The 22,164-nt window shown below is 61.7% G+C and carries 22 protein-coding genes; 9 read left to right on the forward strand and 13 right to left on the reverse strand.

What is annotated here, in order from left to right; genetic code table 11:
- Positions 1-13 precede the first annotated feature (13 nt).
- Genes CKW24_RS01635 through CKW24_RS01645 form a run of 3 tightly spaced genes read left to right on the forward strand, consistent with a single transcriptional unit; the run spans position 14 to position 2,342 of the window.
- Positions 14-739 carry a DUF484 family protein gene (locus CKW24_RS01635; RefSeq protein ID WP_095164819.1) on the forward strand — a complete coding sequence of 242 codons (726 nt, stop codon included), beginning with the start codon at positions 14-16 and terminating at the stop codon, positions 737-739.
- Between the two features lie 2 nt (positions 740-741).
- Entirely contained in the window at positions 742-1,641 is a 900-nt protein-coding gene (gene xerC, locus CKW24_RS01640) for a tyrosine recombinase XerC (protein WP_095164821.1), read from the forward strand.
- Positions 1,638-2,342, forward strand: coding sequence for an HAD family hydrolase (locus tag CKW24_RS01645; RefSeq protein WP_095164823.1), 705 nt, complete (start codon positions 1,638-1,640; stop codon positions 2,340-2,342). Before xerC ends, CKW24_RS01645 begins: the two co-directional genes overlap by 4 nt.
- A gap of 207 nt (positions 2,343-2,549) precedes the next feature.
- Here the strand turns inward: CKW24_RS01645 and sutA are convergent, their stop codons facing one another.
- The 4 genes from sutA to glnK form a co-directional block, all read right to left on the reverse strand.
- Positions 2,550-2,876 (reverse strand): transcriptional regulator SutA, encoded by a 327-nt coding sequence (sutA, locus tag CKW24_RS01650; protein ID WP_095164825.1) that lies wholly within the window; start codon positions 2,874-2,876, stop codon positions 2,550-2,552.
- A 102-nt stretch (positions 2,877-2,978) separates the two neighbouring features.
- Complete coding sequence (locus CKW24_RS01655; RefSeq protein ID WP_095164827.1) at positions 2,979-3,404, reverse strand: secondary thiamine-phosphate synthase enzyme YjbQ; 426 nt, start codon at positions 3,402-3,404, stop codon at positions 2,979-2,981.
- A gap of 215 nt (positions 3,405-3,619) precedes the next feature.
- The gene (locus CKW24_RS01660) at positions 3,620-4,957 is read right to left on the reverse strand and encodes an ammonium transporter (protein ID WP_095164829.1); all 1,338 of its coding nucleotides are present in this window, start codon (positions 4,955-4,957) and stop codon (positions 3,620-3,622) included.
- A gap of 35 nt (positions 4,958-4,992) precedes the next feature.
- Entirely contained in the window at positions 4,993-5,331 is a 339-nt protein-coding gene (gene glnK, locus CKW24_RS01665; RefSeq protein WP_095164831.1) for a P-II family nitrogen regulator, read from the reverse strand.
- A gap of 413 nt (positions 5,332-5,744) precedes the next feature.
- Here glnK and CKW24_RS01670 point away from each other — a divergent pair, with 413 nt between their 5' ends.
- A complete protein-coding gene (locus CKW24_RS01670; protein WP_095164833.1) occupies positions 5,745-6,005 on the forward strand; it encodes an accessory factor UbiK family protein in 261 nt (86 codons plus the stop codon).
- 259 nt (positions 6,006-6,264) lie between these two features.
- The gene (locus tag CKW24_RS01675; protein WP_095164835.1) at positions 6,265-7,758 is read left to right on the forward strand and encodes a YifB family Mg chelatase-like AAA ATPase; all 1,494 of its coding nucleotides are present in this window, start codon (positions 6,265-6,267) and stop codon (positions 7,756-7,758) included.
- 13 nt (positions 7,759-7,771) lie between these two features.
- On the opposite strand, the gene CKW24_RS01680 is transcribed toward CKW24_RS01675, so the two are convergent.
- Positions 7,772-8,692, reverse strand: coding sequence for a LysR substrate-binding domain-containing protein (locus CKW24_RS01680; RefSeq protein WP_095164837.1), 921 nt, complete (start codon positions 8,690-8,692; stop codon positions 7,772-7,774).
- A gap of 158 nt (positions 8,693-8,850) precedes the next feature.
- Here CKW24_RS01680 and CKW24_RS01685 point away from each other — a divergent pair, with 158 nt between their 5' ends.
- Positions 8,851-10,248, forward strand: a complete 1,398-nt coding sequence (locus CKW24_RS01685) for a NorM family multidrug efflux MATE transporter (RefSeq protein ID WP_095165196.1) — start codon at positions 8,851-8,853, stop codon at positions 10,246-10,248.
- Positions 10,249-10,266: 18 nt separating this feature from the next.
- Here CKW24_RS01685 and CKW24_RS01690 read toward each other — a convergent pair whose 3' ends face one another.
- Positions 10,267-11,940, reverse strand: coding sequence for a bifunctional diguanylate cyclase/phosphodiesterase (locus CKW24_RS01690; RefSeq protein ID WP_095164839.1), 1,674 nt, complete (start codon positions 11,938-11,940; stop codon positions 10,267-10,269).
- 265 nt (positions 11,941-12,205) lie between these two features.
- Here CKW24_RS01690 and rep point away from each other — a divergent pair, with 265 nt between their 5' ends.
- Both rep and CKW24_RS01700 read left to right on the forward strand, forming a co-directional pair.
- The gene (gene rep, locus CKW24_RS01695) at positions 12,206-14,215 is read left to right on the forward strand and encodes a DNA helicase Rep (RefSeq protein WP_095164841.1); all 2,010 of its coding nucleotides are present in this window, start codon (positions 12,206-12,208) and stop codon (positions 14,213-14,215) included.
- Between the two features lie 57 nt (positions 14,216-14,272).
- On the forward strand, positions 14,273-14,845 hold the full coding sequence (locus tag CKW24_RS01700) for a xanthine phosphoribosyltransferase (protein ID WP_095081958.1): 573 nt from the start codon (positions 14,273-14,275) through the stop codon (positions 14,843-14,845).
- Between the two features lie 39 nt (positions 14,846-14,884).
- Here CKW24_RS01700 and CKW24_RS01705 read toward each other — a convergent pair whose 3' ends face one another.
- From CKW24_RS01705 to dadA, 6 genes are all read right to left on the reverse strand, one after another.
- Positions 14,885-16,807, reverse strand: a complete 1,923-nt coding sequence (locus CKW24_RS01705; RefSeq protein WP_095164843.1) for an acetyl-CoA hydrolase/transferase C-terminal domain-containing protein — start codon at positions 16,805-16,807, stop codon at positions 14,885-14,887.
- A 136-nt stretch (positions 16,808-16,943) separates the two neighbouring features.
- Positions 16,944-17,357, reverse strand: a complete 414-nt coding sequence (locus tag CKW24_RS01710) for a cytochrome c5 family protein (protein WP_095164845.1) — start codon at positions 17,355-17,357, stop codon at positions 16,944-16,946.
- Between the two features lie 182 nt (positions 17,358-17,539).
- Positions 17,540-18,088 carry a cupin domain-containing protein gene (locus CKW24_RS01715; protein ID WP_019694258.1) on the reverse strand — a complete coding sequence of 183 codons (549 nt, stop codon included), beginning with the start codon at positions 18,086-18,088 and terminating at the stop codon, positions 17,540-17,542.
- 128 nt (positions 18,089-18,216) lie between these two features.
- Positions 18,217-19,290, reverse strand: coding sequence for an alanine racemase (alr, locus tag CKW24_RS01720; RefSeq protein WP_095164847.1), 1,074 nt, complete (start codon positions 19,288-19,290; stop codon positions 18,217-18,219).
- Positions 19,291-19,382: 92 nt separating this feature from the next.
- A complete protein-coding gene (locus tag CKW24_RS01725) occupies positions 19,383-19,736 on the reverse strand; it encodes a RidA family protein (RefSeq protein ID WP_095164849.1) in 354 nt (117 codons plus the stop codon).
- Positions 19,708-21,012 (reverse strand): D-amino acid dehydrogenase, encoded by a 1,305-nt coding sequence (gene dadA / locus CKW24_RS01730; protein ID WP_095164851.1) that lies wholly within the window; start codon positions 21,010-21,012, stop codon positions 19,708-19,710. The genes CKW24_RS01725 and dadA overlap by 29 nt, the downstream gene beginning before the upstream one ends.
- Before the next feature lie 156 nt (positions 21,013-21,168).
- Between dadA and CKW24_RS01735 the strand changes: the two genes are divergently transcribed.
- Complete coding sequence (locus CKW24_RS01735) at positions 21,169-21,657, forward strand: Lrp/AsnC ligand binding domain-containing protein (protein WP_003177284.1); 489 nt, start codon at positions 21,169-21,171, stop codon at positions 21,655-21,657.
- A gap of 30 nt (positions 21,658-21,687) precedes the next feature.
- Here CKW24_RS01735 and CKW24_RS01740 read toward each other — a convergent pair whose 3' ends face one another.
- Positions 21,688-22,041, reverse strand: a complete 354-nt coding sequence (locus tag CKW24_RS01740; RefSeq protein ID WP_095164853.1) for a YkgJ family cysteine cluster protein — start codon at positions 22,039-22,041, stop codon at positions 21,688-21,690.
- Between the last annotated feature and the right edge of the window lie 123 nt (positions 22,042-22,164).

A 22,164-nucleotide genomic window follows, 5' to 3' on the forward strand; every position in this document is an offset into this window, starting at 1 on the left:
GTGAGCTAAATCCATGACTGATCAGCCCAAGGTTCCAGCCCCGCAGCCCGACGAATGCCCTTCCGAGAGCCTGGAGGCGGCGGCGATTGCCGCGTACCTTGAGGCTCATCCGGATTTCTTCGTCGAGCACGAAGAACTGCTCCCGGCCCTGCGCATACCGCACCAGCGTGGCGATACCATCTCGCTGGTCGAGCGGCAGATGAAAATCCTGCGCGAACGCAACATCGAGATGCGCCACCGTCTTTCGCAGTTGATGGATGTCGCCCGCGACAACGATCGGCTGTTCGACAAGACCCGCCGCCTGATCCTCGCCCTGATGGACGCCAACAGCCTGGATGACCTGGTCATCAGTGTTGAAGACAGCCTGCGCCAGGACTTCCAGGTGCCCTTTGTCAGTCTGATCCTGTTCAGCGACGAGCCCTTGCCGGTCGGCCGCTGGGTCAGCGACGCCGAAGCGCACAAGGCCATTGGCGGGTTGCTGTCCGAAGGCAAAAGCGTCAGCGGCACCCTGCGCGAGCATGAACTGGACTTCCTGTTTGGCGAAGAACAACGCCTGCAGATCGGCTCCACGGCCGTGGTTGCCATCAGTCACCAGGGCCTGCATGGCGTGCTAGCCATCGCCAGCCGCGATCCGCAGCACTACAAGAGTTCGGTCGGCACCCTGTTCCTCAGCTACATCGCCGAAGTCATGGGCCGCGTATTGCCACGGGTCAACAGCACCCTGCGCTCGGTGCGCTGACCATGGAACGGCAACTGGACGCCTACTGCGAGCACCTGCGCAGTGAGCGTCAGGTGTCGCCGCACACGCTTGAAGCCTACCGCCGTGACCTGAACAAGGTCCTGGCACACTGCGAGAAACTGCACATCGGCAGTTGGAGCGCACTGGACATCCAGCGCCTGCGCGGCCTGGTCGCGCGTCTGCATGCCCAGGGCCAGTCCTCGCGCAGCCTGGCGCGCTTGCTGTCGGCCGTGCGCGGGCTCTATCACTACCTGAACCGCGAAGGCCTGTGCGACCACGACCCGGCCAACGGCCTGGCCCCGCCCAAAGGCGAGCGACGCCTGCCCAAGACCCTCGACACCGACCGCACGCTGCAACTGCTCGAAGGGGCCGTCGAGGACGACTTCCTGGCCCGTCGCGACCAGGCGATTCTCGAGCTGTTCTACTCCAGTGGCCTGCGCCTGTCGGAGCTCACCGGCCTGAACCTCGACCAGCTCGACCTCGCGGACGGCCTGGTGCAAGTGCTCGGCAAGGGCAGCAAGACCCGGGTGCTGCCCATCGGCAGGAAAGCCCGCGAGGCCCTGGAGTGCTGGCTGCCCTTGCGCGCCCTGGCCAATCCGCCGGACGATGCGCTATTCGTCAGCCAAAAAGGCCGACGCCTCGGTTCACGCGCCGTGCAACTTCGGGTCAAGGCCGCAGGCGAGCGGGAGCTGGGGCAGAACCTGCACCCGCACATGCTCAGGCACTCCTTCGCCAGCCACGTGCTGGAGTCTTCCCAAGACTTGCGCGCCGTGCAGGAGTTGCTTGGCCACTCGGACATCAAGACTACCCAGATCTACACCCACCTGGACTTCCAGCACCTGGCCACGGTCTACGACAGCGCCCACCCTCGGGCCAAACGCATCAAGGGCGATGAGCAATGACAATCCAACTGATCACCTTCGACCTCGACGATACCCTGTGGGACACCGCCCCGGTGATCGTCAGCGCGGAAGCCACACTGCGCCAGTGGCTGGCCGAGCACACGCCGGTCCTGGGTGCCTTGCCGGTCGAGCATTTGTGGGCCATCCGTGAACGGGTACTGGGCCTCGAACCGCAGCTCAAACATCGCATCAGCGCCTTGCGCCGCCGGGTGTTGCTGCACGCCCTGGAAGAAGCCGGCTACGCCCACCCACAGGCAAGCGAACTGGCCGAACAGGCCTTCGAAGTCTTCCTGCACGCACGGCACCAGCTCGAGATATTCCCCGAGGTGCAACCGACACTGGAGATCCTGCGCAACCGCTACGCCCTGGGCGTGGTCACCAACGGCAACGCCGACGTACGCCGCCTGGGGCTGGCCGATTACTTCAAGTTTGCCCTGTGCGCCGAAGACATCGGCATCGCCAAGCCCGATGCCCGCCTGTTCCACGAAGCCCTGCAGCGCGGTGCAACCACTGCCGCCAATGCGGTGCATGTCGGCGATCATCCCGGTGATGACATCGCCGGGGCCCAGCAAGCGGGGTTGCGCGCAATCTGGTTCAACCCGGCGGGCAAGGCATGGGAAGCAGACCAGGCACCGGATGCCGAGATTCGTTGCCTGACAGAACTGCCGGAGTTGCTGGCACGCTGGTCGGACCTGCGTTAAGCCCCTGCTTGTGGTATTGACGGTGGCGAGGACTGCGTCCTCGAACGCAGCCTCGCGGGCTCGGCAGCTGCTACGGGGGATTGGGGGGCAGTTCACGTAAGGGCGAAACCCTAAGCAGCCGTTACCGCAGCAACGGATCCACCCACCACCACCCATAAAAAAGCCCGCAGCGACGGCGGGCTTTTTCAGCAAACACAGTGCAGACCCTTAGATAGGCCGGCTGCCGTACTTGTTATCAGGCTTCTTTGGTGGATCGGCCACCACGTTGGCCTCGACTTCCTGAACCTTGCCGCCTTTGGCCAGGAACTCTTCCATCGCACGGGCCAGAGCATCACGCTCCTTGTTCTTGGCTTCAACGCTCGGCAGCTCGTCTACCGACACCGCAGCCTTGGCCTTGCCTTTGGCGGTCGGGGCCGGCGTATCGTCGCCACCATCGTCGTCAGCAACGTCTTCCGCCGCAGCTTCAAGGCCTTCTTCGGCCTCGTCTTCGTCGCCTACTTCGAGGTCGTCGTTTTCCAGATCATCGTCGCTCATGTTCTACCTCATGACTTGCGAAAAGCAGATTAGTTATAGCCCAGCTTCGTCGTCTGTCGACGACTGCCAGAAAAAATTCAAAATCCACTGGTAACCAGCGGTTTATGCCCCTTCACCGTGCACGGTGGCGAGGACTTTACGAGCACCGCCATGATCTCGGTGCTCGCCCAGATAAACACCTTGCCAGCTACCTAACGCCAATCGGCCCGCCGTGATCGGCAAACTCAATTGACAGCCTAGCAAACTGGCCTTGAAGTGCGCCGGGAGGTCGTCCAGGCCTTCGTCGTTATGCTCATAACCGGTTGCGCCTTGTGGGATCAACCGGTTGAAAAACCGTTCGAAGTCGCGACGTACCGCCGGATCGGCGTTCTCGTTGATGGTCAACGACGCCGAGGTATGCTGCAGCCACAAGTGCAACAGACCGACCCGGCATGCCTTGAGTTCAGGCAGGCCGGCGAGTAACTCGTCCGTTACCAGATGAAAGCCCCGGGGCTTGGCCCGCAGGGTAATCAGAGTCTGTTGCCACATACAGTTCTCCGCACGTTCGGGGCGCATTCTAGCGCGCTCTGGGAAAAAACAAAGACCCTAATATTCGCGCCATGCTGTAAGCCATCGCCCCTGGAAAAACCGCTGCGGAAAACCCCGGCAAAGCTGTCAGAAAAATCCTTTCAGCCTAGGCCTGAGTGACAAATCCAGAACAAAAAAATGCCCGGCAAGCCGGGCAAGTTTTTTTCCGCGCATGCTTACAGGTTGTAGCCGCGCTCGTTGTGTTGTGCCAGGTCCAGGCCGACTGCCTCTTCCTCTTCGGTCACGCGCAGACCCATGACGGCGTCCAATACCTTGAGGATGACGTAGGTGACGATCGCGGTGTAGATCACCGTGAAACCCACGCCTTTGCACTGAATCCAGACTTGTGCAGCGATGTCGGTCACGGTGCCGAAGCCACCCAGCGACGGTGCAGCAAATACGCCGGTGAGGATCGCACCGAGAATACCGCCAATACCGTGCACGCCGAAGGCGTCGAGGGAATCGTCGTAGCCCATTTTGCGTTTCAGGGTCGTAGCGCAGAAGAAGCACACCACGCCGGCCGACAAGCCGATCACCAGGGCGCCCATCGGGCCCACGGTGCCAGCGGCTGGAGTAATGGCCACCAGGCCGGCAACCACACCCGAGGCGATGCCCAGGGCGCTAGGTTTGCCGTGGGTCAGCCACTCGGCCAGCATCCAGCCCAGGGCTGCGGCAGCGGTTGCGATCTGGGTTACCAGCATCGCCATGCCGGCAGTACCGTTGGCCGCCGCGGCGGAACCGGCGTTGAAGCCGAACCAGCCAATCCACAGCATGGCCGCGCCCATCAAGGTGTAACCGAGGTTGTGCGGAGCCATTGGGGTGGTCGGGAAACCCTTGCGCTTGCCCAGCACCAGGCAGGCCACCAGACCGGCGATACCGGCGTTGATGTGCACCACGGTGCCGCCTGCGAAGTCCAGGACGCCCCAGTCCCACATCAGGCCACCGGGGCCGGACCAGACCATGTGCGCGATCGGTGCGTACACCAGGGTGAACCACACACCCATGAAGATCAGCATTGCGGAGAACTTCATCCGCTCGGCGAAGGCACCGACGATCAGCGCCGGGGTGATGATGGCGAAAGTCATCTGGAAGGTGATGAACACCGCTTCAGGGAACAGTGCCGCCGGCCCTGTCAGGCTCGCCGGGGTGACACCGGCGAGGAACGCCTTGCCCATGCCGCCGAAGAAAGAGTTGAAGTTGACGACGCCCTGCTCCATGCCCGCGGTGTCGAACGCAATGCTGTAGCCATAAATGACCCACAGGATGCTGATCAGACCGGTAATGGCGAAGCACTGCATCATCACGGAAAGAATGTTTTTGGAGCGCACCATGCCGCCGTAGAACAGCGCAAGGCCGGGAATGGTCATGAACAGCACCAAGGCTGTCGCGGTCAGCATCCAGGCGGTATCGCCGGAGTTGAGGACTGGAGCCGCCACTTCGTCTGCCGCCATGGCCAGGCTGGGCATTACGAGGGACAACAGGGCTCCTAGCCCTGCGAATTTACGCAGAGTCATATTGTTTTCTCCTGGGGCGTTGGGGTTGTGGCGGCTTAGATCGCGTCGGTATCGGTTTCGCCGGTACGGATGCGAATAGCCTGTTCCAGATTGACCACGAAAATCTTGCCGTCACCAATCTTGCCGGTGTTGGCCGCCTTGGTTATCGCCTCGATAACCCGGTCCAGATCCTTGTCGTCAATGGCGACATCGATCTTCACCTTGGGCAGGAAATCGACCACGTACTCCGCGCCGCGATACAGCTCGGTGTGACCCTTCTGCCGACCGAAGCCTTTGACCTCAGTGACGGTAATGCCCTGCACGCCGATCTCGGACAGTGCCTCGCGGACGTCATCCAGTTTGAACGGCTTGATGATGGCAGTGACTAGCTTCATGAAAACTCTCTCCCGAATTGGTGGACTTGCCCCAGGAAAACAAACCCGACTCAAGTCTAAGCGCAGTGCCTGGCTTTGTAACGCATCGTCGGCCGTACCTGCCCGACTGACGCCAGTTAACCGCTGCCGACGAAACTCCCCGTTTCGCCTGCCGCACTGCATTCGTCACAGCGACTGCATCAGTGCATGGGTTACTCAAGCCTTAGCAGAAAGCTTGCCATCTCCAGAAAAACCACTGATTTCAATCTCTTGCCTTTAAACCCAGGCCAGTGCAGAAATGCGCGCCCAGAGATACGCACAATAACGGTGCGCCGACAGACGGACCGATGCGCGAAAAGCGTGCGCCGCACCGGGATAAATGAGCCTGAACACTGCGTGATACACTGCCCGCCATCAGTTTAAGGACTCCCTACATGCTCGCGCCCAAAGACCTCCTCGACGCCCTGAGCGGCCACGCCTCCCGCCTGTTCAGCGGCGACACCCCGCTGCCCAAAAGCGAAATCGAAAGCCAGTTCAAGGCCCTGCTGCAAAGCGGCTTCAGCAAGCTGGACCTGGTCAGCCGGGAAGAATTCGACAGCCAGATGGTCGTCCTGGCCCGCACCCGGGCACGCCTGGAAAGCCTTGAAGCGAAAGTCGCGGAGCTGGAAGCCAGGCTCAATCCGCCTGCCGAGTAATTCCCTGCCCCTTGTGGGCACTGGCTGATCACACTGTGGGAGCCTGCTCGAGATGGACATCAACGATAACGCGTCAAGCCTGACTCAACGCGTCGCCCTCGAGTTCTTCGCGAGCAAGCTCGCTCCTACACGAACGCCGCGCAGGCCACCGGCAACATCCTGCGAACGTTTGGCGCGTCTCGCGCGGTGCTAAAACACCCCCTCGCAACTACCCTTGAACAACCGCAGGAAGCGGCTCTTTTTCGTTCAAGGAATGCTCATGTCCCTGTCCATCGTCCACAGCCGCGCCCAGATTGGCGTGGAGGCACCGGCTGTCACTGTCGAAGTCCACCTGGCCAATGGCTTGCCATCACTGACGATGGTCGGCTTGCCCGAAGCGGCGGTGAAAGAGAGCAAGGACCGGGTGCGCAGCGCGATCATCAATTCGGGCCTGCAGTTTCCAGCGCGGCGCATCACCTTGAATCTCGCTCCCGCCGACTTGCCCAAGGACGGTGGGCGCTTTGACCTGGCGATTGCCCTGGGGATTCTTTCGGCCAGCGTGCAGGTGCCAACCCTGACCCTGGATGACGTGGAGTGCCTGGGGGAACTGGCGCTTTCCGGTGAGGTGCGGGCGGTTCGCGGCGTGTTACCGGCCGCCTTGGCGGCGCGCCAGGCCGGGCGGGCGCTGGTGGTGCCCTGGGCGAATGCCGAGGAAGCTTGCCTGGCCTCCGGGCTCAAGGTGCTCGCGGTGCATCATTTGCTGGAAGCGGTCGCTCACTTCAACGGCCATACCCCCATCGAGCCTTACCGCTCCAACGGTTTGCTCCATGCCAGCAAGCCCTACCCCGACTTGAGCGAAGTACAAGGCCAGGCCGCCGCCAAGCGGGCCCTGCTGATAGCCGCGGCGGGCGCCCATAACCTACTGTTCAGCGGGCCACCCGGGACCGGGAAAACCCTGCTGGCCAGTCGCTTGCCCGGGTTGCTGCCGCCGCTGACGGAAAGTGAGGCCCTGGAGGTGGCGGCGATCCAGTCGGTCGCCAGCGGTGTGCCGTTGAGTCATTGGCCGCAACGTCCTTTCCGCCAGCCCCATCACTCGGCGTCCGGCCCGGCGCTGGTAGGCGGCAGTTCAAAACCCCAGCCCGGGGAAATCACCCTCGCCCACCACGGCGTGCTGTTTCTCGACGAGCTACCGGAGTTCGATCGCAAGGTGCTGGAGGTATTACGAGAGCCGCTGGAATCTGGCTATATCGTGATTTCCCGCGCCCGGGATCGAGTGCGCTTCCCGGCGCGTTTCCAACTGGTGGCGGCCATGAATCCCTGCCCCTGTGGCTACCTGGGCGAGCCCAGCGGCCGCTGCTCCTGCACCTCGGAGATGGTCCAGCGTTACCGGCACAAGCTCTCCGGCCCGCTGCTCGACCGCATCGACCTGCACCTGACCGTCGCCCGCGAAACCACTGCACTCAATCCCGCCACCCAGCCGGGCGACAACTCCGCCCGTGCTGCCGAGCGCGTTGCCATGGCTCGTGAGATTCAGCAGCAGCGCCAGGGCTGCGCCAACGCCTTCCTCGACCTGTCGGGCCTGCGCCAGCATTGCCAGTTGTCCACAGTGGACGAACGCTGGCTGGAAAGCGCCTGCGAACGCCTGACCCTGTCGCTCAGGGCGGCCCATCGACTACTCAAGGTCTCCCGGACCCTGGCCGATCTCGAACAGGCGCAGGGCATCAGCCGCGAACACCTGGCTGAAGCACTGCACTATCGGCCGGCCAATCAATAACCCCGCTGCCGACTCAGTCCAGACGCTCGACGTCCGGCAGCTCCATGGCCTGCGCCTCGCCTTGCAGGAAGTCGCTGAGCCGCCGCAAACGCTCACCGCCCGGACGGGTTTTCGGCCAGACCAGGTAGTAATTCAGGCCACTGGCAACGGCGGTCGGCCAGGGCAGGCTCAGGCGTCCCTGCGCCACATCCTCGGCCACCATCAATAGGTCGCCCATGGACACACCATAGCCACGTGCCGCGGCGATCATCCCCAGTTCCAGGGTATCGAACACTTGCCCGCCCTTGAGCGACACCTGCTCGGAGAGCCCCATGCGCTCCAGCCAACTGCGCCAGTCGCGACGATCAGGGGTGGGGTGCAGCAGTTCGGTACTGGCCAGCCGCTCGAGATCCCAGGGCTGATCGTTGAGCAGGTTCGGCGCACCGACCGGTATCAACAGCTCCGGGAACAGGTAACTGGCTTCCCAGTCCGGTGGAAAATGCCCGTTGCTCAGCAGTACCGCACAGTCGAAGGGTTCATGATTGAAATCCACCGAGTCGACGTCCATCCAGGCGCTGGTCAGTTGCACTTCATTGCCCGGCTGCAGATGCCGAAAGCGACTAAGCCGCGCCAGCAACCAGCGCATGGTCAGGGTCGAAGGAGCCTTCATGCGCAAGATGTCATCTTCGCTGCGCAAGGTGTTGCAGGCGCGCTCCAGTGCACCAAAACCTTCACGCACTCCGGGCAGCAACAGGCGAGCGGCCTCGGTCAATTGCAGGTTGCGACCACTGCGTTGAAACAGTCGGCAGGCAAAGTGCTCTTCCAGCGTACGAATATGCCGGCTGACGGCGCTCTGGGTAATCGACAGTTCTTGCGCGGCACGGGTGAACGAACTGTGCCGCGCCGCAGCCTCGAAAGCACGCAGGGCATACAGCGGAGGAAGACGACGGGACATCAGGAAAGCTCCTATAGCGCAATGGGCAAACCCTAGCAGAAACTCGCCAGCATGAGTTTTAATCATGCCAGTGATCGTTTTTATCCCTTTGTGCATTCGTCTGAGAGCGCCGAGAATCAGCGGCTCCCCCTTATTTCCAGGAAACACGCGTGATGACCATGCAGCATCCAGCACGTACCGAATTGCGGGCCATCCTACGGCTGGCGGGGCCGTTGATCGCCTCGCAGTTGGCGCACATGCTGATGGTGCTCACCGACACCTTGATGATGGCCAAAATCAGCCCCGAGGCGCTGGCGGGTGGTGGCCTGGGAGCGGCGACCTATTCGTTCGTGTCGATTTTCTGCATCGGCGTGATCGCCGCGGTCGGCACGCTGGTGTCGATCCGCCAGGGCGCGGGCGATATTCCCGGTGCGGCACGCCTGACCCAGGCCGGGCTATGGTTGGCCTGGTTGATGGCATTGGTCGCGGGCCTGCTGTTGTGGAACCTCAAACCGGTGTTGCTGTTGTTCGGCCAGACGGCCAGTAACGTCGAGATGGCCGGCCAGTTCCTGCTGATCCTGCCGTTTGCCCTGCCTGGTTACCTAAGCTTCATGGCGTTGCGCGGCTTCACCAGCGCCATCGGCCGGGCCACTCCGGTGATGGTCATCAGCGTCATCGGCACCTTGGCCAACTTCCTGCTCAACTACGCGCTGATCACCGGCATGTTCGGCCTGCCGAAAATGGGCCTGGTGGGGATCGGCCTGGTGACCGCGATCGTGGCCAACTGCATGGCCCTGGGCCTGGCCTGGCACATTCGCCGGCACCCGGCGTACGAGGCGTACCCATTGCGCGCAGGCCTGTCCCGGCCCAATCGCCAGTACCTGCGGGAGTTGTGGCGCCTGGGCCTGCCGATTGGCGGAACTTATGCGGTCGAGGTCGGGCTGTTCGCCTTCGCGGCCCTATGCATGGGCACCATGGGCAGCACGCAACTGGGTGCCCACCAAATTGCCCTGCAAATTGTCTCGGTGGCGTTCATGGTGCCGGCAGGGCTGTCCTATGCCATCACCATGCGCATCGGCCAGCATTACGGCGCCGGGCAACTGCTCGACGCACGCCTGGCCGGACGGGTCGGGATCGGCTTTGGCGCGGTGGCGATGCTGGGTTTCGCCATGGTGTTCTGGCTGCTGCCCAATCAACTGGTCGGTTTGTTCCTGGACCACAACGACCCACAGTTTGCCGACGTCATCCAACTGGCCGTCAGCCTGCTGGCCGTGGCCGCATGGTTCGAGCTGTTCGACGGTGTGCAGACCATCGCCATGGGCTGCATACGTGGCCTCAAGGACGCCAAGACCACCTTTCTGGTGGGCCTGGGTTGCTACTGGCTGATCGGCGCACCGGCCGCCTGGTGGATGGCCTTCCACCTGCACTGGGGGCCGACCGGAGTCTGGTGGGGCCTGGCCCTGGGGCTGGCCTGCGCGGCTGTGAGCCTGACGCTGGGGTTCGAGTGGAAGATGAAGCGGATGATCCGGCAAGAGCCGGCGCCGCAAGCTGATTTCCAGATGTCTCAGCCGGACTGACCTGCCTGTGGGGCGAGCTCAGTTGACGATTTCCAGCACTGTCTGCTGGCTGGAGCCGAAGGTCAGGTACTCCACCAGTTCAGACAGCGGCAACGGCTTGCTGATCAGGTAGCCCTGCACCTGGTCGCAACCAAAGCCACGCAACAACTCAAGCTGCTCCGGGGTTTCGACGCCCTCGGCGACGACTTCCAGATGGAGGTTGTGGGCCAGGTTGATCATCGCGTGGACCAGCTTGCGATTCTCTTCACGCCCTTCCATACCGCCAACAAAGCTCTTGTCGATTTTCAACAAGGCGATCGGCAGGCTGTTGAGGTGCACGAACGAGGAGAACCCGGTGCCAAAGTCGTCCAGGGAAAACCGCACGCCGAGGCGACCCAGGGCATCCATAGTCTGCTGGACCAGATCACTGCGCCGCATCACCGCGGTTTCGGTGAGTTCGAACTCCAGCCACTGCGCATCGACTCCCCGCTCGGCGATCAAGCGGCTCAAGGTCGAGAGCAACTGGCTGTCCTGAAACTGGCGGAACGACAGATTGACCGCCATGTGCAACGGCGGCAGGCCGCGCTCGCGCAACGCCTGCATGTCCCGCAGGGCGCGGGAGATGACCCAGTAACCGAGCGGCACGATCAGCCCGCTCTGCTCGGCCAGCGGCACGAACTCACTGGGCGGCAACAAGCCACGCTCGGCATGCCGCCAGCGCACCAGGGCTTCGAGGCCGACAATTTGCCCGTCATCCAGGTTCAGCCGTGGCTGGTAATGCAGCTCCAGCTCATCGCGGCGCAAGGCTCGGCGCAACTCGCTTTCCAGGTCAGCCATGCTGCGGGCGTTGCGGTTGATCCGCTCGTTGAAGATATGGAAGGTGCAACCCTGGGTGCTCTTGGCCTGCTGCATGGCGATATGGGCATGCCACATCAGCGGGTCGGCACCGGCCTGGGCACGCGCGTGGGCAATCCCCAGGCTGGCGCCGATCAACAGGCTTTCACCGTCGATCCAGTAGGGTTCGGACAAGGCTTCGGTGATGCGCTCGGCCATCCACTCGGCGCGTTGCGGCGCGCGGCGGGTGTCGATGAGCAAGGCAAATTCGTCACTGCCCAGGCGCGCCAGTTGATCACCGGCCTCAAGCTGGCCTTTGAGCCGCGCGACCACCTGCAGGATCAACCGGTCGCCGGCCTGATGGCCCAGGGCGTCGTTGGCGTAGCGAAAATTGTCGAGATCCAGGTGCCCCAGCGCCAGGCCCCGGCCGTCGTTTTCCGCCAGGCGCGTGGCTAGCAAGGTCTGGAAGCCCTGGCGATTGGCGATGCCGGTCAACGGGTCCTGTTCGGCAAGACGTTGCAAGGTGTTTTCCAGCACCCCACGTTCACGCACATGCCGCAGGCAACGCCGCAGGATGCCGGCATCCAGCGCATCGCGCACCAGCCAGTCGCTGACACCGTCCGGTGGGTTGAGGGGTTCATGTTCGAGCAGCAACACCGTCGGCAGGCTGCACCGCCCAGGTTCCGGTTGCAGAGCAGGAATAGTCAGCAGGACCGCAGAGCGGTTATCGGTAAATAGACTGCTCACCGACTCCCAGGTCGGTGCACTGATCAGCACAGCCGAGCTCCCCATCGGAGCCAGACACTCGCGCAACAACGCTGCCCATACTGGCTCTTCGGCCAGCAGCAGCAAACGCAAGGGTTCGACAGGCGTAGACAAGCTAGCTCCCTAGACTCTGCAAAGATGTTGGCGGTGGCATTATGACGCACAGCTGAACAATGACAAATGTCATTGATTCTCAATCATAAATTTGTGCCACTTCAGAGATCGAACATTAGACGCAAATTCTCCCTGCATCCTGCGCGAAAGTAACAAAACCGGCAAATACAGATCGAGTGCTACGTCACAAGTCGGAGAGAGGCGGCAGAATCCGTGCATCCTGTTAAAATGCCCGCCCTTTTCGCAAACGACTCCTTTTTCCGCCATGTCCCGACTCAATCCCCGGCAGCAAGAAGCCGTGAGCTACGTCGGCGGCCCTCTTTTGGTGCTCGCCGGCGCTGGCTCCGGCAAGACCAGCGTGATCACCCGCAAGATTGCGCATCTGATCCAGAACTGCGGCATCCGCGCCCAGTACATCGTCGCCATGACCTTTACCAACAAGGCGGCGCGCGAGATGAAGGAGCGCGTCGGCACCCTGCTCAAGGGCGGTGAAGGCCGCGGCCTGACGGTGTGCACCTTCCACAACCTGGGGCTGAACATCATCCGCAAGGAGCATGTGCGCCTGGGCTACAAGCCCGGTTTCTCGATCTTCGACGAGACCGACGTCAAAGCCCTGATGACCGACATCATGCAGAAGGAATACTCGGGCGACGACGGCGTCGACGAGATCAAGAACATGATCGGCGCCTGGAAGAACGACCTGATCCTGCCGCCCGAGGCGCTGGAAAATGCGCGCAATCCGAAAGAACAGACCGCGGCCATCGTCTACACCCACTACCAGCGCACGCTCAAGGCGTTCAACGCGGTGGACTTCGACGACCTGATCCTGTTGCCGGTCAAGCTGTTCCAGGAACACGCCGACATCCTCGAAAAGTGGCAGAACAAAGTTCGCTACCTGCTGGTGGACGAGTACCAGGACACCAACGCCAGCCAGTACCTGCTGGTGAAGTTGCTGATCGGCAAGCGCAACCAGTTCACCGTGGTGGGCGACGACGACCAGTCGATCTACGCCTGGCGCGGCGCCCGTCCGGAAAACCTGATGCTGCTCAAGGACGACTACCCGTCTTTGAAAGTGGTGATGCTGGAGCAGAACTACCGCTCCACCAGCCGCATCCTGCGTTGCGCCAACGTGCTGATCTCCAACAACCCCCACGAGTTTGAAAAGCAGCTGTGGAGCGAGATGGGCCACGGTGACGAGATCCGCGTGATCCGCTGCCGCAACGAAGATGCCGAAGCCGAGCGCGTAGCCGTGGAGATCCTCAGTCTGCATCTGCGTACCGACCGCCCATACAGCGATTTTGCGATCCTGTACCGGGGTAACTACCAGGCCAAGCTGATCGAGCTGAAGTTGCAGCACCACCAGGTGCCGTATCGCCTGTCCGGCGGCAACAGCTTTTTCGGACGCCAGGAAGTGAAAGACCTGATGGCCTACTTCCGGCTGATTGTGAACCCGGATGACGACAACGCCTTCCTGCGCGTGATCAACGTCCCGCGCCGGGAAATCGGCTCGACCACCCTGGAAAAACTCGGCAACTACGCTACCGAACGCAAGATTTCGATGTACGCCGCCACCGACGAGATCGGCCTGGGCGAGCACCTGGATAGCCGCTTCACCGACCGCCTGGCGCGCTTCAAGCGCTTCATGGACAAGGTCCGCGAGCAGTGCGCCGGCGAAGATCCGATTTCGGCCCTGCGCAGCATGGTCATGGACATCGACTACGAAAACTGGCTGCGCACCAACAGCTCCAGCGACAAGGCCGCCGACTACCGCATGGGCAACGTCTGGTTCCTGATCGAGGCGTTGAAGAACACCCTCGAGAAGGACGAAGAAGGCGACATGACCGTGGAGGATGCCATCGGCAAGCTGGTCCTGCGTGACATGCTCGAACGTCAGCAGGAAGAGGAAGACGGCGCCGAAGGCGTGCAGATGATGACTTTGCACGCCTCCAAGGGCCTGGAATTTCCCTACGTATTCATCATGGGCATGGAGGAGGAAATCCTCCCGCACCGCTCCAGCATCGAAGCCGACACCATCGAGGAAGAACGGCGCCTGGCCTATGTCGGGATTACCCGCGCACGCCAGACCCTGGCCTTCACCTTCGCCGCCAAGCGCAAGCAGTACGGCGAGATCATCGACTGCTCCCCGAGCCGGTTCCTCGATGAGTTGCCGCCGGACGACCTGGCCTGGGAAGGCAATGACGACACCCCGACCGAAGTCAAAGCCGTGCGCGGTAATACCGCATTGGCAGATATACGCGCGATGTTAAAGCGCTAGAATCGACTACTTTTTAATCTACTTTCGGCGCCCGTCGCGCCACCAGAGGAAGCTGTTGTGGAAGCACTGCACAAGAAAATTCGCGAAGAAGGCATCGTGCTTTCCGACCAGGTCCTGAAAGTCGACGCCTTTCTGAACCATCAGATCGACCCGGCGTTGATGAAGCTGATCGGCGACGAATTCGCCGCGCTGTTCAAGGATTCGGGGATCACCAAGATCGTCACCATCGAAGCCTCGGGCATCGCCCCGGCCATCATGACCGGCCTGAACCTGGGCGTTCCGGTGATCTTCGCCCGCAAGCACCAGTCCCTGACCCTGACTGAAAACCTGCTGTCGGCGACCGTTTACTCGTTCACCAAGCAGACCGAAAGCACCGTGGCCATCTCCCCGCGCCACCTGACCAGCAGCGACCGCGTGTTGATCATCGACGACTTCCTGGCCAACGGTAAGGCGTCCCAGGCCCTGATTTCGATCATCAAGCAGGCAGGCGCCACCGTGGCCGGCCTGGGCATCGTGATCGAAAAGTCGTTCCAGGGCGGCCGTGCCGAGCTGGATTCCCAAGGCTACCGCGTGGAATCCCTGGCCCGGGTCAAATCCCTGGCAGGCGGCGTAGTGACCTTCATCGAGTAATGCCCCCCGCTCGCTCCCACCGGTGTTTGGTGGGGGCTGCTACTGCGCCGTGGCCTTCAAGCCTGCCAGCAGCAAGCGCTGATACAGATCCTCCTTCAAGCCCTCAGGCTTTGTCAGTTGCATGCGCGCCAGGTGCTGCGGGTACTCCGACGCCTGCGGCGCATCCAGCGCGGCCTTGCCCAACTGGAGGATCTCGGTCAGCTTGAATTTGCTCTTGAGCCAGTTCAACGCCCGCAACAAGTCCCGTTCCTCGCTGGAAAAATCACTGCCCAACGGATACTCCGGGAACAACTGTGGGTGCCGTGCGGCGATGGCCTGCAAGCGCTGCGGGGTGTTGTCGGTGAAGCGCTCTTGCAGGCGGAAATCCTTGGCCAGCTTGCCGGCTTTCTGCGCCTGCTCGATCAAGCCCGGCTGGAAACGTGAATCGCTGATGTTCAGCAGTAATTCGATGACCTTGGCATCGGTTTGACCGCGCAGGTCGGCGATCCCGTACTCGGTGATCACGATGTCGCGCAGGTGGCGCGGGATCGTGCAGTGGCCGTATTGCCAGACGATGTTGGAGCTGATGTCGCCGCCCGACTCACGGCAACTGCGCAGAATCAGGATCGAGCGCGCGCCCTCCAGGGCATGGCCCTGGACGACAAAGTTGTATTGCCCGCCGACCCCACTCAGCACTCGCCCATCCTCCAGTTGGTCCGCTACCCCGGCCCCCATCAGAGTCATGGTGAAGGCACTGTTGATGAAGCGTGCATCCTGGCGCTGCAGGCGCTTGAGCTGCTCCTGCCCGTACAGCTCGTTGATATAGCTGATGGCGGTCATGTTGAATTCGCCGAGCTGGTCCTGGGGCAGATCGCGCAGGCGTTGGTAGAAGCTGCGCGGGCCGAGGAAAAATCCACCGTGAATCGACACGCCGCCCTGCGCCATCGACTCATCCAGGGTGCCGGCATTGGCCTGCTGTTGCAGGGCAACGTCGGGGTAAACCTTGCGCCGCACGATGCCGGCGTCAGACAACGCCAACAGGCCGTTGACGAACATTTCGCTGCAACCGTACAACCCTTTGGCAAAAGGCTCGACACCCCCTTCGCGACTGATCAGGGGTGCCCAGTAGTGCGCGTCGAGGTCGGTCAGCAGCGCGCGGTAATGCTCGTTGTCCGCTTGCCGCGCGAGCAACGCGGCGGTCAGCGCATCGCCCATGGAGCCAATGCCGATCTGCAGGGTGCCACCGTCGCGCACCAGGGTGCTAGCGTGCAAGCCGATGAAATGATCCTGGAAACCCACTGGCATGTTGGGGGTGGAAAACAGGGTACTGCGCTCCTCCTCGTCGATCAGCCAGTCGAACGTCTCGCGGTCGACTTCTGAATCACCGGGCATGTACGGCAGGTCGCTGTGCACCTGGCCGAGCATCAGGATGGTTTCACCCGCCGCCCTGCGCTTGGCAATCATGGGCAGCAGGTCGAGGGTGATATCGGGATTGCAGCTCAGGCTCAAGCGGCCAGGGTGCCGTGGGTCGTGGGCCACCAGTTGCGCCACCAGGTTCAAGCCGGCGGCGTTGATATCCCGGGCGGCGTGGCTGTAATTGCTGCTGACGTAGTCCTGCTGTGCCGAAGCGCTGTGCAGCAAGCTGCCAGGCTGCATGAAAAACTGCTGGATGTGGATGTTTGCGGGCGTTTGGTCTTTACGCAGGTCAGCGAGGAAGTCGAGCTCCGGGTAGTCGCCAAACACGCGCTCGATGAAAGGCTCCAGGAACCGTCGCTGCAGGCCGTCACCAAAGGGCGGACGACCCAGGCTCAAAGCGGTGTAGACCGTCAGCTGGCGCTCGGGCAGTTGGGCGACGCGTTGATAGAGCGCGTTGACGAAGCGGTTGGGTTTGCCTAATCCCAACGGCATGCCGAGGTGGATGTGCGCGGGTAACCGCGCCAGTACTTCATCGACTGCCTGCTCGATTGAAACGGACTGCACCATCAGACCCCTCCCGACCTATCCATGAATGACGCTAACCCGAGCTTGCCGGGTCTTGCGTGCCATGACCAGTCTTGAGGTCAAATCCCAGGCACAAAAAAGCCGCTCGCAAGCGGCTTTTTTTGCTGAAGACGGCGGCTTATTTCAGGCCGGACATCTTCTGGATGGCGCCTTTGAGGTCATCATCGGAGCAATCTGCGCAGGTGCCTTTAGGAGGCATTGCGTTGATCCCGGTAATGGCCTTGGCCAGGATGCCGTCAAGGCCGCCCTGGTGATCGGCACGCTCTTTCCAGGCTGCAGTGTCACCGATTTTCGGTGCGCCCAGCAGGCCACTACCGTGGCAAGCGTTGCAATGTTTGGCAATAATCTCATCCGGGGTTTTCGCCCCGCCGCCGCCTGCCGAAGCAGCGACTTCCATCCCCTTGCACTCCTGACCTTGCACACAGACCTGGCCGACTGGTTCAAGGCGCTTGGCAATATCGTCGTTGGTCGCAGCTTGAGCGCTGACTGCCCAAAGGGCCAATACGGTTGCTGGTGCGGCCAGCATTTTCATAATTAGGTTCACGCGTACACCCTCAATGGTGGCTAGTCACGCCCACGGCCACGGTTTCGCAGGCGGGCGCAAGTATAACGGTTAGCCCGCCACACTGAAACAACCCTAAAGTCCTAGGGGTATTAAGTCATGGCGAAATACTGCTCGGGCGCCTCGAAAAACCTTGGCGGACGCCTCTTTTCTTAGAAATTGGCTGGTGTGGCTGCGCTGATTAGTCGCGCAGGCGCATCAAACGGATTGCGGAAACGATGTGGCTTGGTGCTTTCAAAATAGTAGCTGTCACCGGCTTCGAGCACGAAGGTCTCAAGCCCGACCACCAATTCCAGGCGCCCTTCGAGCAGAATCCCGGTTTCCTCCCCTTCGTGGGTAAGCATCTCTTCACCGGTATCGGCACCCGGTGGATAGATCTCGTTGAGGAAGGCGATTGCACGGCTCGGATGGGCCTTGCCCACCAGTTTCATGGTCACCGCGCCATCGGAGATATCGATCAGCTCGTTGGCTTTATAGACGATCTGCGTTGGTTTTTCCTGGAGGATCTCTTCGGAAAAGAACTCGACCATGGACATGGGGATGCCGCCAAGCACCTTCCTCAGCGAACTGATGGAAGGGCTGACACTGTTTTTCTCGATCATGGAAATGGTGCTGTTGGTCACACCCGCGCGTTTGGCGAGCTCACGCTGGGAAAGACCTTTTAGTTTGCGGATCGATTGCAGTCGTTCACCGACGTCCAATGCATTTGCCTCCCAGGATTCAGGTTATGTAAATATTGAGCGTTATCATGGCGACAGCGTTCAGTATTTACAACACTTGAGCCCAGGTCCGGTTCGGCAGAACGCCAGCGGCTGTACCCCGCGGCCCGTCAGGCCTCGGAATAGAGGCGTGGCACCCGACGCAGGTTGCAGAAGATCTGGTAAGGAATGGTGCCCGCAGCCATCGCGATATCGCTGGCGAGGATGTTTTTGCCCCATAACTCGACCGTCGAACCCAGGCCAGCCTGGGGCACATCGGTCAAATCGATACACAGCATGTCCATCGACACACGCCCCAGCAACTGACTGCGCTGCCCCGCCACCAGCACCAGCGTACCGGTCGGCGCCTGCCGCGGATAACCGTCGGCATAGCCCATGGCGACCACACCCAGGCGCATGGGTTTTGGCGTGATGTAACGGGCGCCATAACCCACGGGTTCGCCGGCCGGCAATTCGCGCACACTGATGACTTTCGACTCCAGGGTCATCACCGGCTGTAAACGCGCGGCCACAGAGTTGGCTTCCTCGAACGGGGTGGCGCCATACAGCATGATGCCGGGGCGCACCCAGTCGCTGGGCACCTGCGGCCAACCCAGCACGGCCGGCGAGTTACGCAGGCTGACCTGCGCCGACAAGCCCTGGCGCGCCGCTTCAAATACCGCGACCTGCTCGCTTGCGCTGCTGCTATCGAGCTCATCGGCGCGGGCGAAGTGGCTCATCAGCACGATCTTCGCGACCTTGCCGCTGGCCAGCAGCCGTTGATACGCCGCCTGATAATCCGCTGGGTGCAGGCCGACCCGGTGCATGCCCGAGTCCAGCTTGAGCCAGACGGTGATCGGCTTGCGCAGCGTCGCCTGCTCGATCGCTTCGAGCTGCCACAACGAATGCACCACACACCACAAATCCTGCTCGACGATCAGCGACAGCTCATCGGCTTCGAAAAAGCCTTCGAGCAGCAACACCGGCGCACGGATGCCAGCAGCGCGCAGCTCCAGGGCTTCTTCGATGCAGGCTACGGCAAACCCATCGGCATCCGCTTCCAGCGCCTGGGCACAGCGCACTGCGCCATGGCCATAGGCATCGGCCTTGATCACCGCGAGGGCGCGCGCCCCCGAGACTTCACGGGCCAGTTGGTAGTTGTGACGCAGGGCTTGCAGATCAATCAGGGCACGAGCAGGACGCATGGCGGCAGGCTTCCAGGCGGTTGGCGGGGAGGGAAGAAAAAACCGGCGCTGAAGACAGTATGAACCGCCGACAGCACCGGCAGAGGGATCGTTTACGGCAGCGCGGCGACTATCGACACTTCTACCAGGATTTCTGGTTCGCACAGCTTGGCTTCCACCGTCGCCCGCGCTGGCGCGACGTTTTTCGGCAGCCAGCTGTCCCAGACACTGTTCATGCCCTGGAAGTCGGCATCGATGTCTTTCAGGTAGATCGTCGCCGACAGCAACCGGGTCTTGTCGGTACCGGCCAGATCGAGCAAACGCTCGATGTTGGCCAGGGTCTCGCGGGTCTGCTGTTCAACTCCGGCGTTCATGTCGTCGCCGACCTGTCCTGCCAGGTACACCGTACCGCTGTGGACTACGATCTGGCTCAAACGCTCATTGGTGAGCTGGCGCTGGATTGACATGTTTTGCAGACTCCTGGTGGGTGTTGCCATAGCGAGAAATATCGAGGCCTTCGGCGCTGATCTGCGGCGTTTTCTTGGCCATCAGATCGGCCAGCAGGCGGCCGGAGCCACAGGCCATGGTCCAGCCGAGCGTGCCGTGACCGGTGTTCAGGAACAGGTTCTTGAATGGGGTGGCACCAACAATCGGCGTGCCATCCGGCGTGGTCGGACGCAGGCCGGTCCAGAAACTGGCTTGCTGCAGGTCGCCGCCCTGAGGATAGAGATCGTTGACGATCATCTCCAGTGTTTCACGCCGACGCGGGTTCAGCGACAGGTCAAAACCGGCAATCTCCGCCATGCCACCGACGCGGATGCGGTTGTCGAAACGGGTGATCGCGACCTTGTAGGTCTCGTCGAGAATGGTCGAGGTCGGAGCCATGGCCGGATTGGTGATCGGCACGGTCAGCGAGTAACCCTTGAGCGGATACACCGGGGCCTTGATGCCCAACGGCTTGAGCAACTGCGGCGAGTAACTGCCCAGCGCCAGCACGTAGCGGTCGGCGGTTTCCAGCTTGCCGTCAATCCACACACCGTTGATCCGGTCACCGGCGAAGTCCAGGCGCTGGATGTCCTGGCCGAAGCGGAATTCAACGCCCAGCTTGATCGCCATTTCCGCCAGGCGGGTGGTGAAGATCTGGCAGTCGCCGGTCTGATCGTTCGGCAGGCGCAGGGCACCGGCCAGGATGTCGGTGACACTGGCCAGGGCCGGTTCGACGCGGGCAATGCCGGCGCGGTCGAGCAGCTCGAACGGCACACCGGACTCCTTGAGTACCGCGATGTCCTTGGCGGCGCCATCCAGTTGCGCCTGGGTACGGAACAGCTGGGTGGTCCCCAGGCTGCGGCCTTCGTAGGCGATACCGGTTTCGGCGCGCAATTCGTCGAGGCAGTCACGGCTGTACTCGGACAGGCGGACCATGCGCTCCTTGTTCACCGCATAACGGCTGGCGGTACAGTTGCGCAGCATCTGCGCCATCCACAGGTACTGATCGATATCGGCGGTGGCCTTGATGGCCAGCGGGGCGTGGCGCTGCAACAGCCACTTGATGGCCTTGAGCGGCACACCCGGAGCAGCCCATGGCGACGCATAGCCCGGCGATACCTGGCCGGCGTTGGCGAAACTGGTTTCCATGGCAGCGGCCGGTTGACGATCCACGACCGTCACTTCAAAGCCGGCCCGAGCCAGATAGTAGGCACTGGCGGTACCGATTACGCCGCTACCCAAGACCAGAACGCGCATTTTTTTATCCCTCATCGCGGCAAACCGCTGACGTTGTTGTGTACAAGCAATGATGAGCGCAGTGTAAAAAACATTTGCCAGTGCTTTTCACTATATAAGTGCCTATATTTGGCGACAATTCTCGGCAATTTGGCTTTTCACGGAGGCGCATCCCCTATGCGGACCAACACTCAAACCAAACGTGAGCTGGACAAGATCGACCGCAACATCCTGCGCATCCTCCAGGCTGACGGGCGCATTTCGTTTACTGAGCTGGGGGAGAAGGTCGGCCTGTCGACCACGCCCTGTACCGAGCGGGTGCGGCGCCTGGAGCGCGAAGGGATCATCATGGGCTACAACGCCCGGCTCAATCCGCAACACCTCAAGGGCAGCTTGCTGGTGTTCGTCGAGATCAGCCTGGACTACAAGTCCGGTGACACCTTCGAAGAGTTCCGCCGCGCGGTGCTGAAACTGCCGCACGTACTGGAATGCCACCTGGTATCCGGGGACTTCGACTACCTGGTGAAGGCACGGATTTCCGAGATGGCCTCGTACCGCAAATTGCTCGGCGATATCCTGCTCAAACTGCCCCACGTGCGTGAGTCCAAGAGCTACATCGTGATGGAAGAGGTGAAGGAGAGCCTGAGCTTGCCGATTCCGGATTGAGGCCTGTGGTAAGTGTCCGTGCGCTGTGACCTACACCAAAACCTGTCGGTTAGCAGCCATGTACTCGAACACCTGCGCCTCGACCCGTGGGTGGATCAACTCCACCGGTCCGCGACCGTTGGGGCATGGCAGGGTCTTGGTGGTGCCGAACAAGCGACAGATCAGCGGCCGCTCGCCATACACGGTGCAGCCATTGGGACCCAGGTGTACGCAGTTCAGCTCGTCCAGGGCGGCATCCTGCTCGGCGCGAGTCTTGCGCGGCAGGCGGGACATTTCTTCCGGCGAGGTGGTGACCGGACCACAGCAGTCATGACAGCCAGGCACGCACTCGAACGAGGGAATCTGCTGGCGCAGGGTACGAACGGTCTCGCGGTTGCAGCTCATCGAAACAAATACCCCTAAGGTGAACAAGGTTGGATTTTGCCCTAAAAGCCCTGCGCCAGACAGCAACAACCGACCAGTGTTGCCCAGGCAGAAAGGTCCGGCTTATGCTCCGTAAAATTTACT

Origin of the sequence: Pseudomonas sp. Irchel 3H3 (genome assembly GCF_900187635.1) — a bacterium.
Taxonomy (GTDB): domain Bacteria; phylum Pseudomonadota; class Gammaproteobacteria; order Pseudomonadales; family Pseudomonadaceae; genus Aquipseudomonas.

Excerpts from the sequence above, each read along its gene's own strand:
- xerC (WP_095164821.1), top strand. The coding sequence starts at position 742 with ATGGAACGGCAACTGGACGCCTACTGCGAGCACCTGCGCAGTGAGCGT.
- CKW24_RS01655 (WP_095164827.1), bottom strand. The coding sequence starts at position 3,404 with ATGTGGCAACAGACTCTGATTACCCTGCGGGCCAAGCCCCGGGGCTTT.
- rep (WP_095164841.1), top strand. The coding sequence starts at position 12,206 with ATGTCCCGACTCAATCCCCGGCAGCAAGAAGCCGTGAGCTACGTCGGC.
- CKW24_RS01740 (WP_095164853.1), bottom strand. The coding sequence starts at position 22,041 with ATGAGCTGCAACCGCGAGACCGTTCGTACCCTGCGCCAGCAGATTCCC.
- CKW24_RS01660 (WP_095164829.1), bottom strand. The coding sequence starts at position 4,957 with ATGACTCTGCGTAAATTCGCAGGGCTAGGAGCCCTGTTGTCCCTCGTA.
- CKW24_RS01670 (WP_095164833.1), top strand. The coding sequence starts at position 5,745 with ATGCTCGCGCCCAAAGACCTCCTCGACGCCCTGAGCGGCCACGCCTCC.
- dadA (WP_095164851.1), bottom strand. The coding sequence starts at position 21,012 with ATGCGCGTTCTGGTCTTGGGTAGCGGCGTAATCGGTACCGCCAGTGCC.
- CKW24_RS01675 (WP_095164835.1), top strand. The coding sequence starts at position 6,265 with ATGTCCCTGTCCATCGTCCACAGCCGCGCCCAGATTGGCGTGGAGGCA.
- CKW24_RS01680 (WP_095164837.1), bottom strand. The coding sequence starts at position 8,692 with ATGTCCCGTCGTCTTCCTCCGCTGTATGCCCTGCGTGCTTTCGAGGCT.
- CKW24_RS01685 (WP_095165196.1), top strand. The coding sequence starts at position 8,851 with ATGCAGCATCCAGCACGTACCGAATTGCGGGCCATCCTACGGCTGGCG.
- sutA (WP_095164825.1), bottom strand. The coding sequence starts at position 2,876 with ATGAGCGACGATGATCTGGAAAACGACGACCTCGAAGTAGGCGACGAA.
- CKW24_RS01735 (WP_003177284.1), top strand. The coding sequence starts at position 21,169 with ATGCGGACCAACACTCAAACCAAACGTGAGCTGGACAAGATCGACCGC.
- CKW24_RS01710 (WP_095164845.1), bottom strand. The coding sequence starts at position 17,357 with ATGAAAATGCTGGCCGCACCAGCAACCGTATTGGCCCTTTGGGCAGTC.
- CKW24_RS01635 (WP_095164819.1), top strand. The coding sequence starts at position 14 with ATGACTGATCAGCCCAAGGTTCCAGCCCCGCAGCCCGACGAATGCCCT.
- glnK (WP_095164831.1), bottom strand. The coding sequence starts at position 5,331 with ATGAAGCTAGTCACTGCCATCATCAAGCCGTTCAAACTGGATGACGTC.
- CKW24_RS01725 (WP_095164849.1), bottom strand. The coding sequence starts at position 19,736 with ATGTCAATCCAGCGCCAGCTCACCAATGAGCGTTTGAGCCAGATCGTA.
- CKW24_RS01705 (WP_095164843.1), bottom strand. The coding sequence starts at position 16,807 with ATGGTGCAGTCCGTTTCAATCGAGCAGGCAGTCGATGAAGTACTGGCG.
- alr (WP_095164847.1), bottom strand. The coding sequence starts at position 19,290 with ATGCGTCCTGCTCGTGCCCTGATTGATCTGCAAGCCCTGCGTCACAAC.
- CKW24_RS01645 (WP_095164823.1), top strand. The coding sequence starts at position 1,638 with ATGACAATCCAACTGATCACCTTCGACCTCGACGATACCCTGTGGGAC.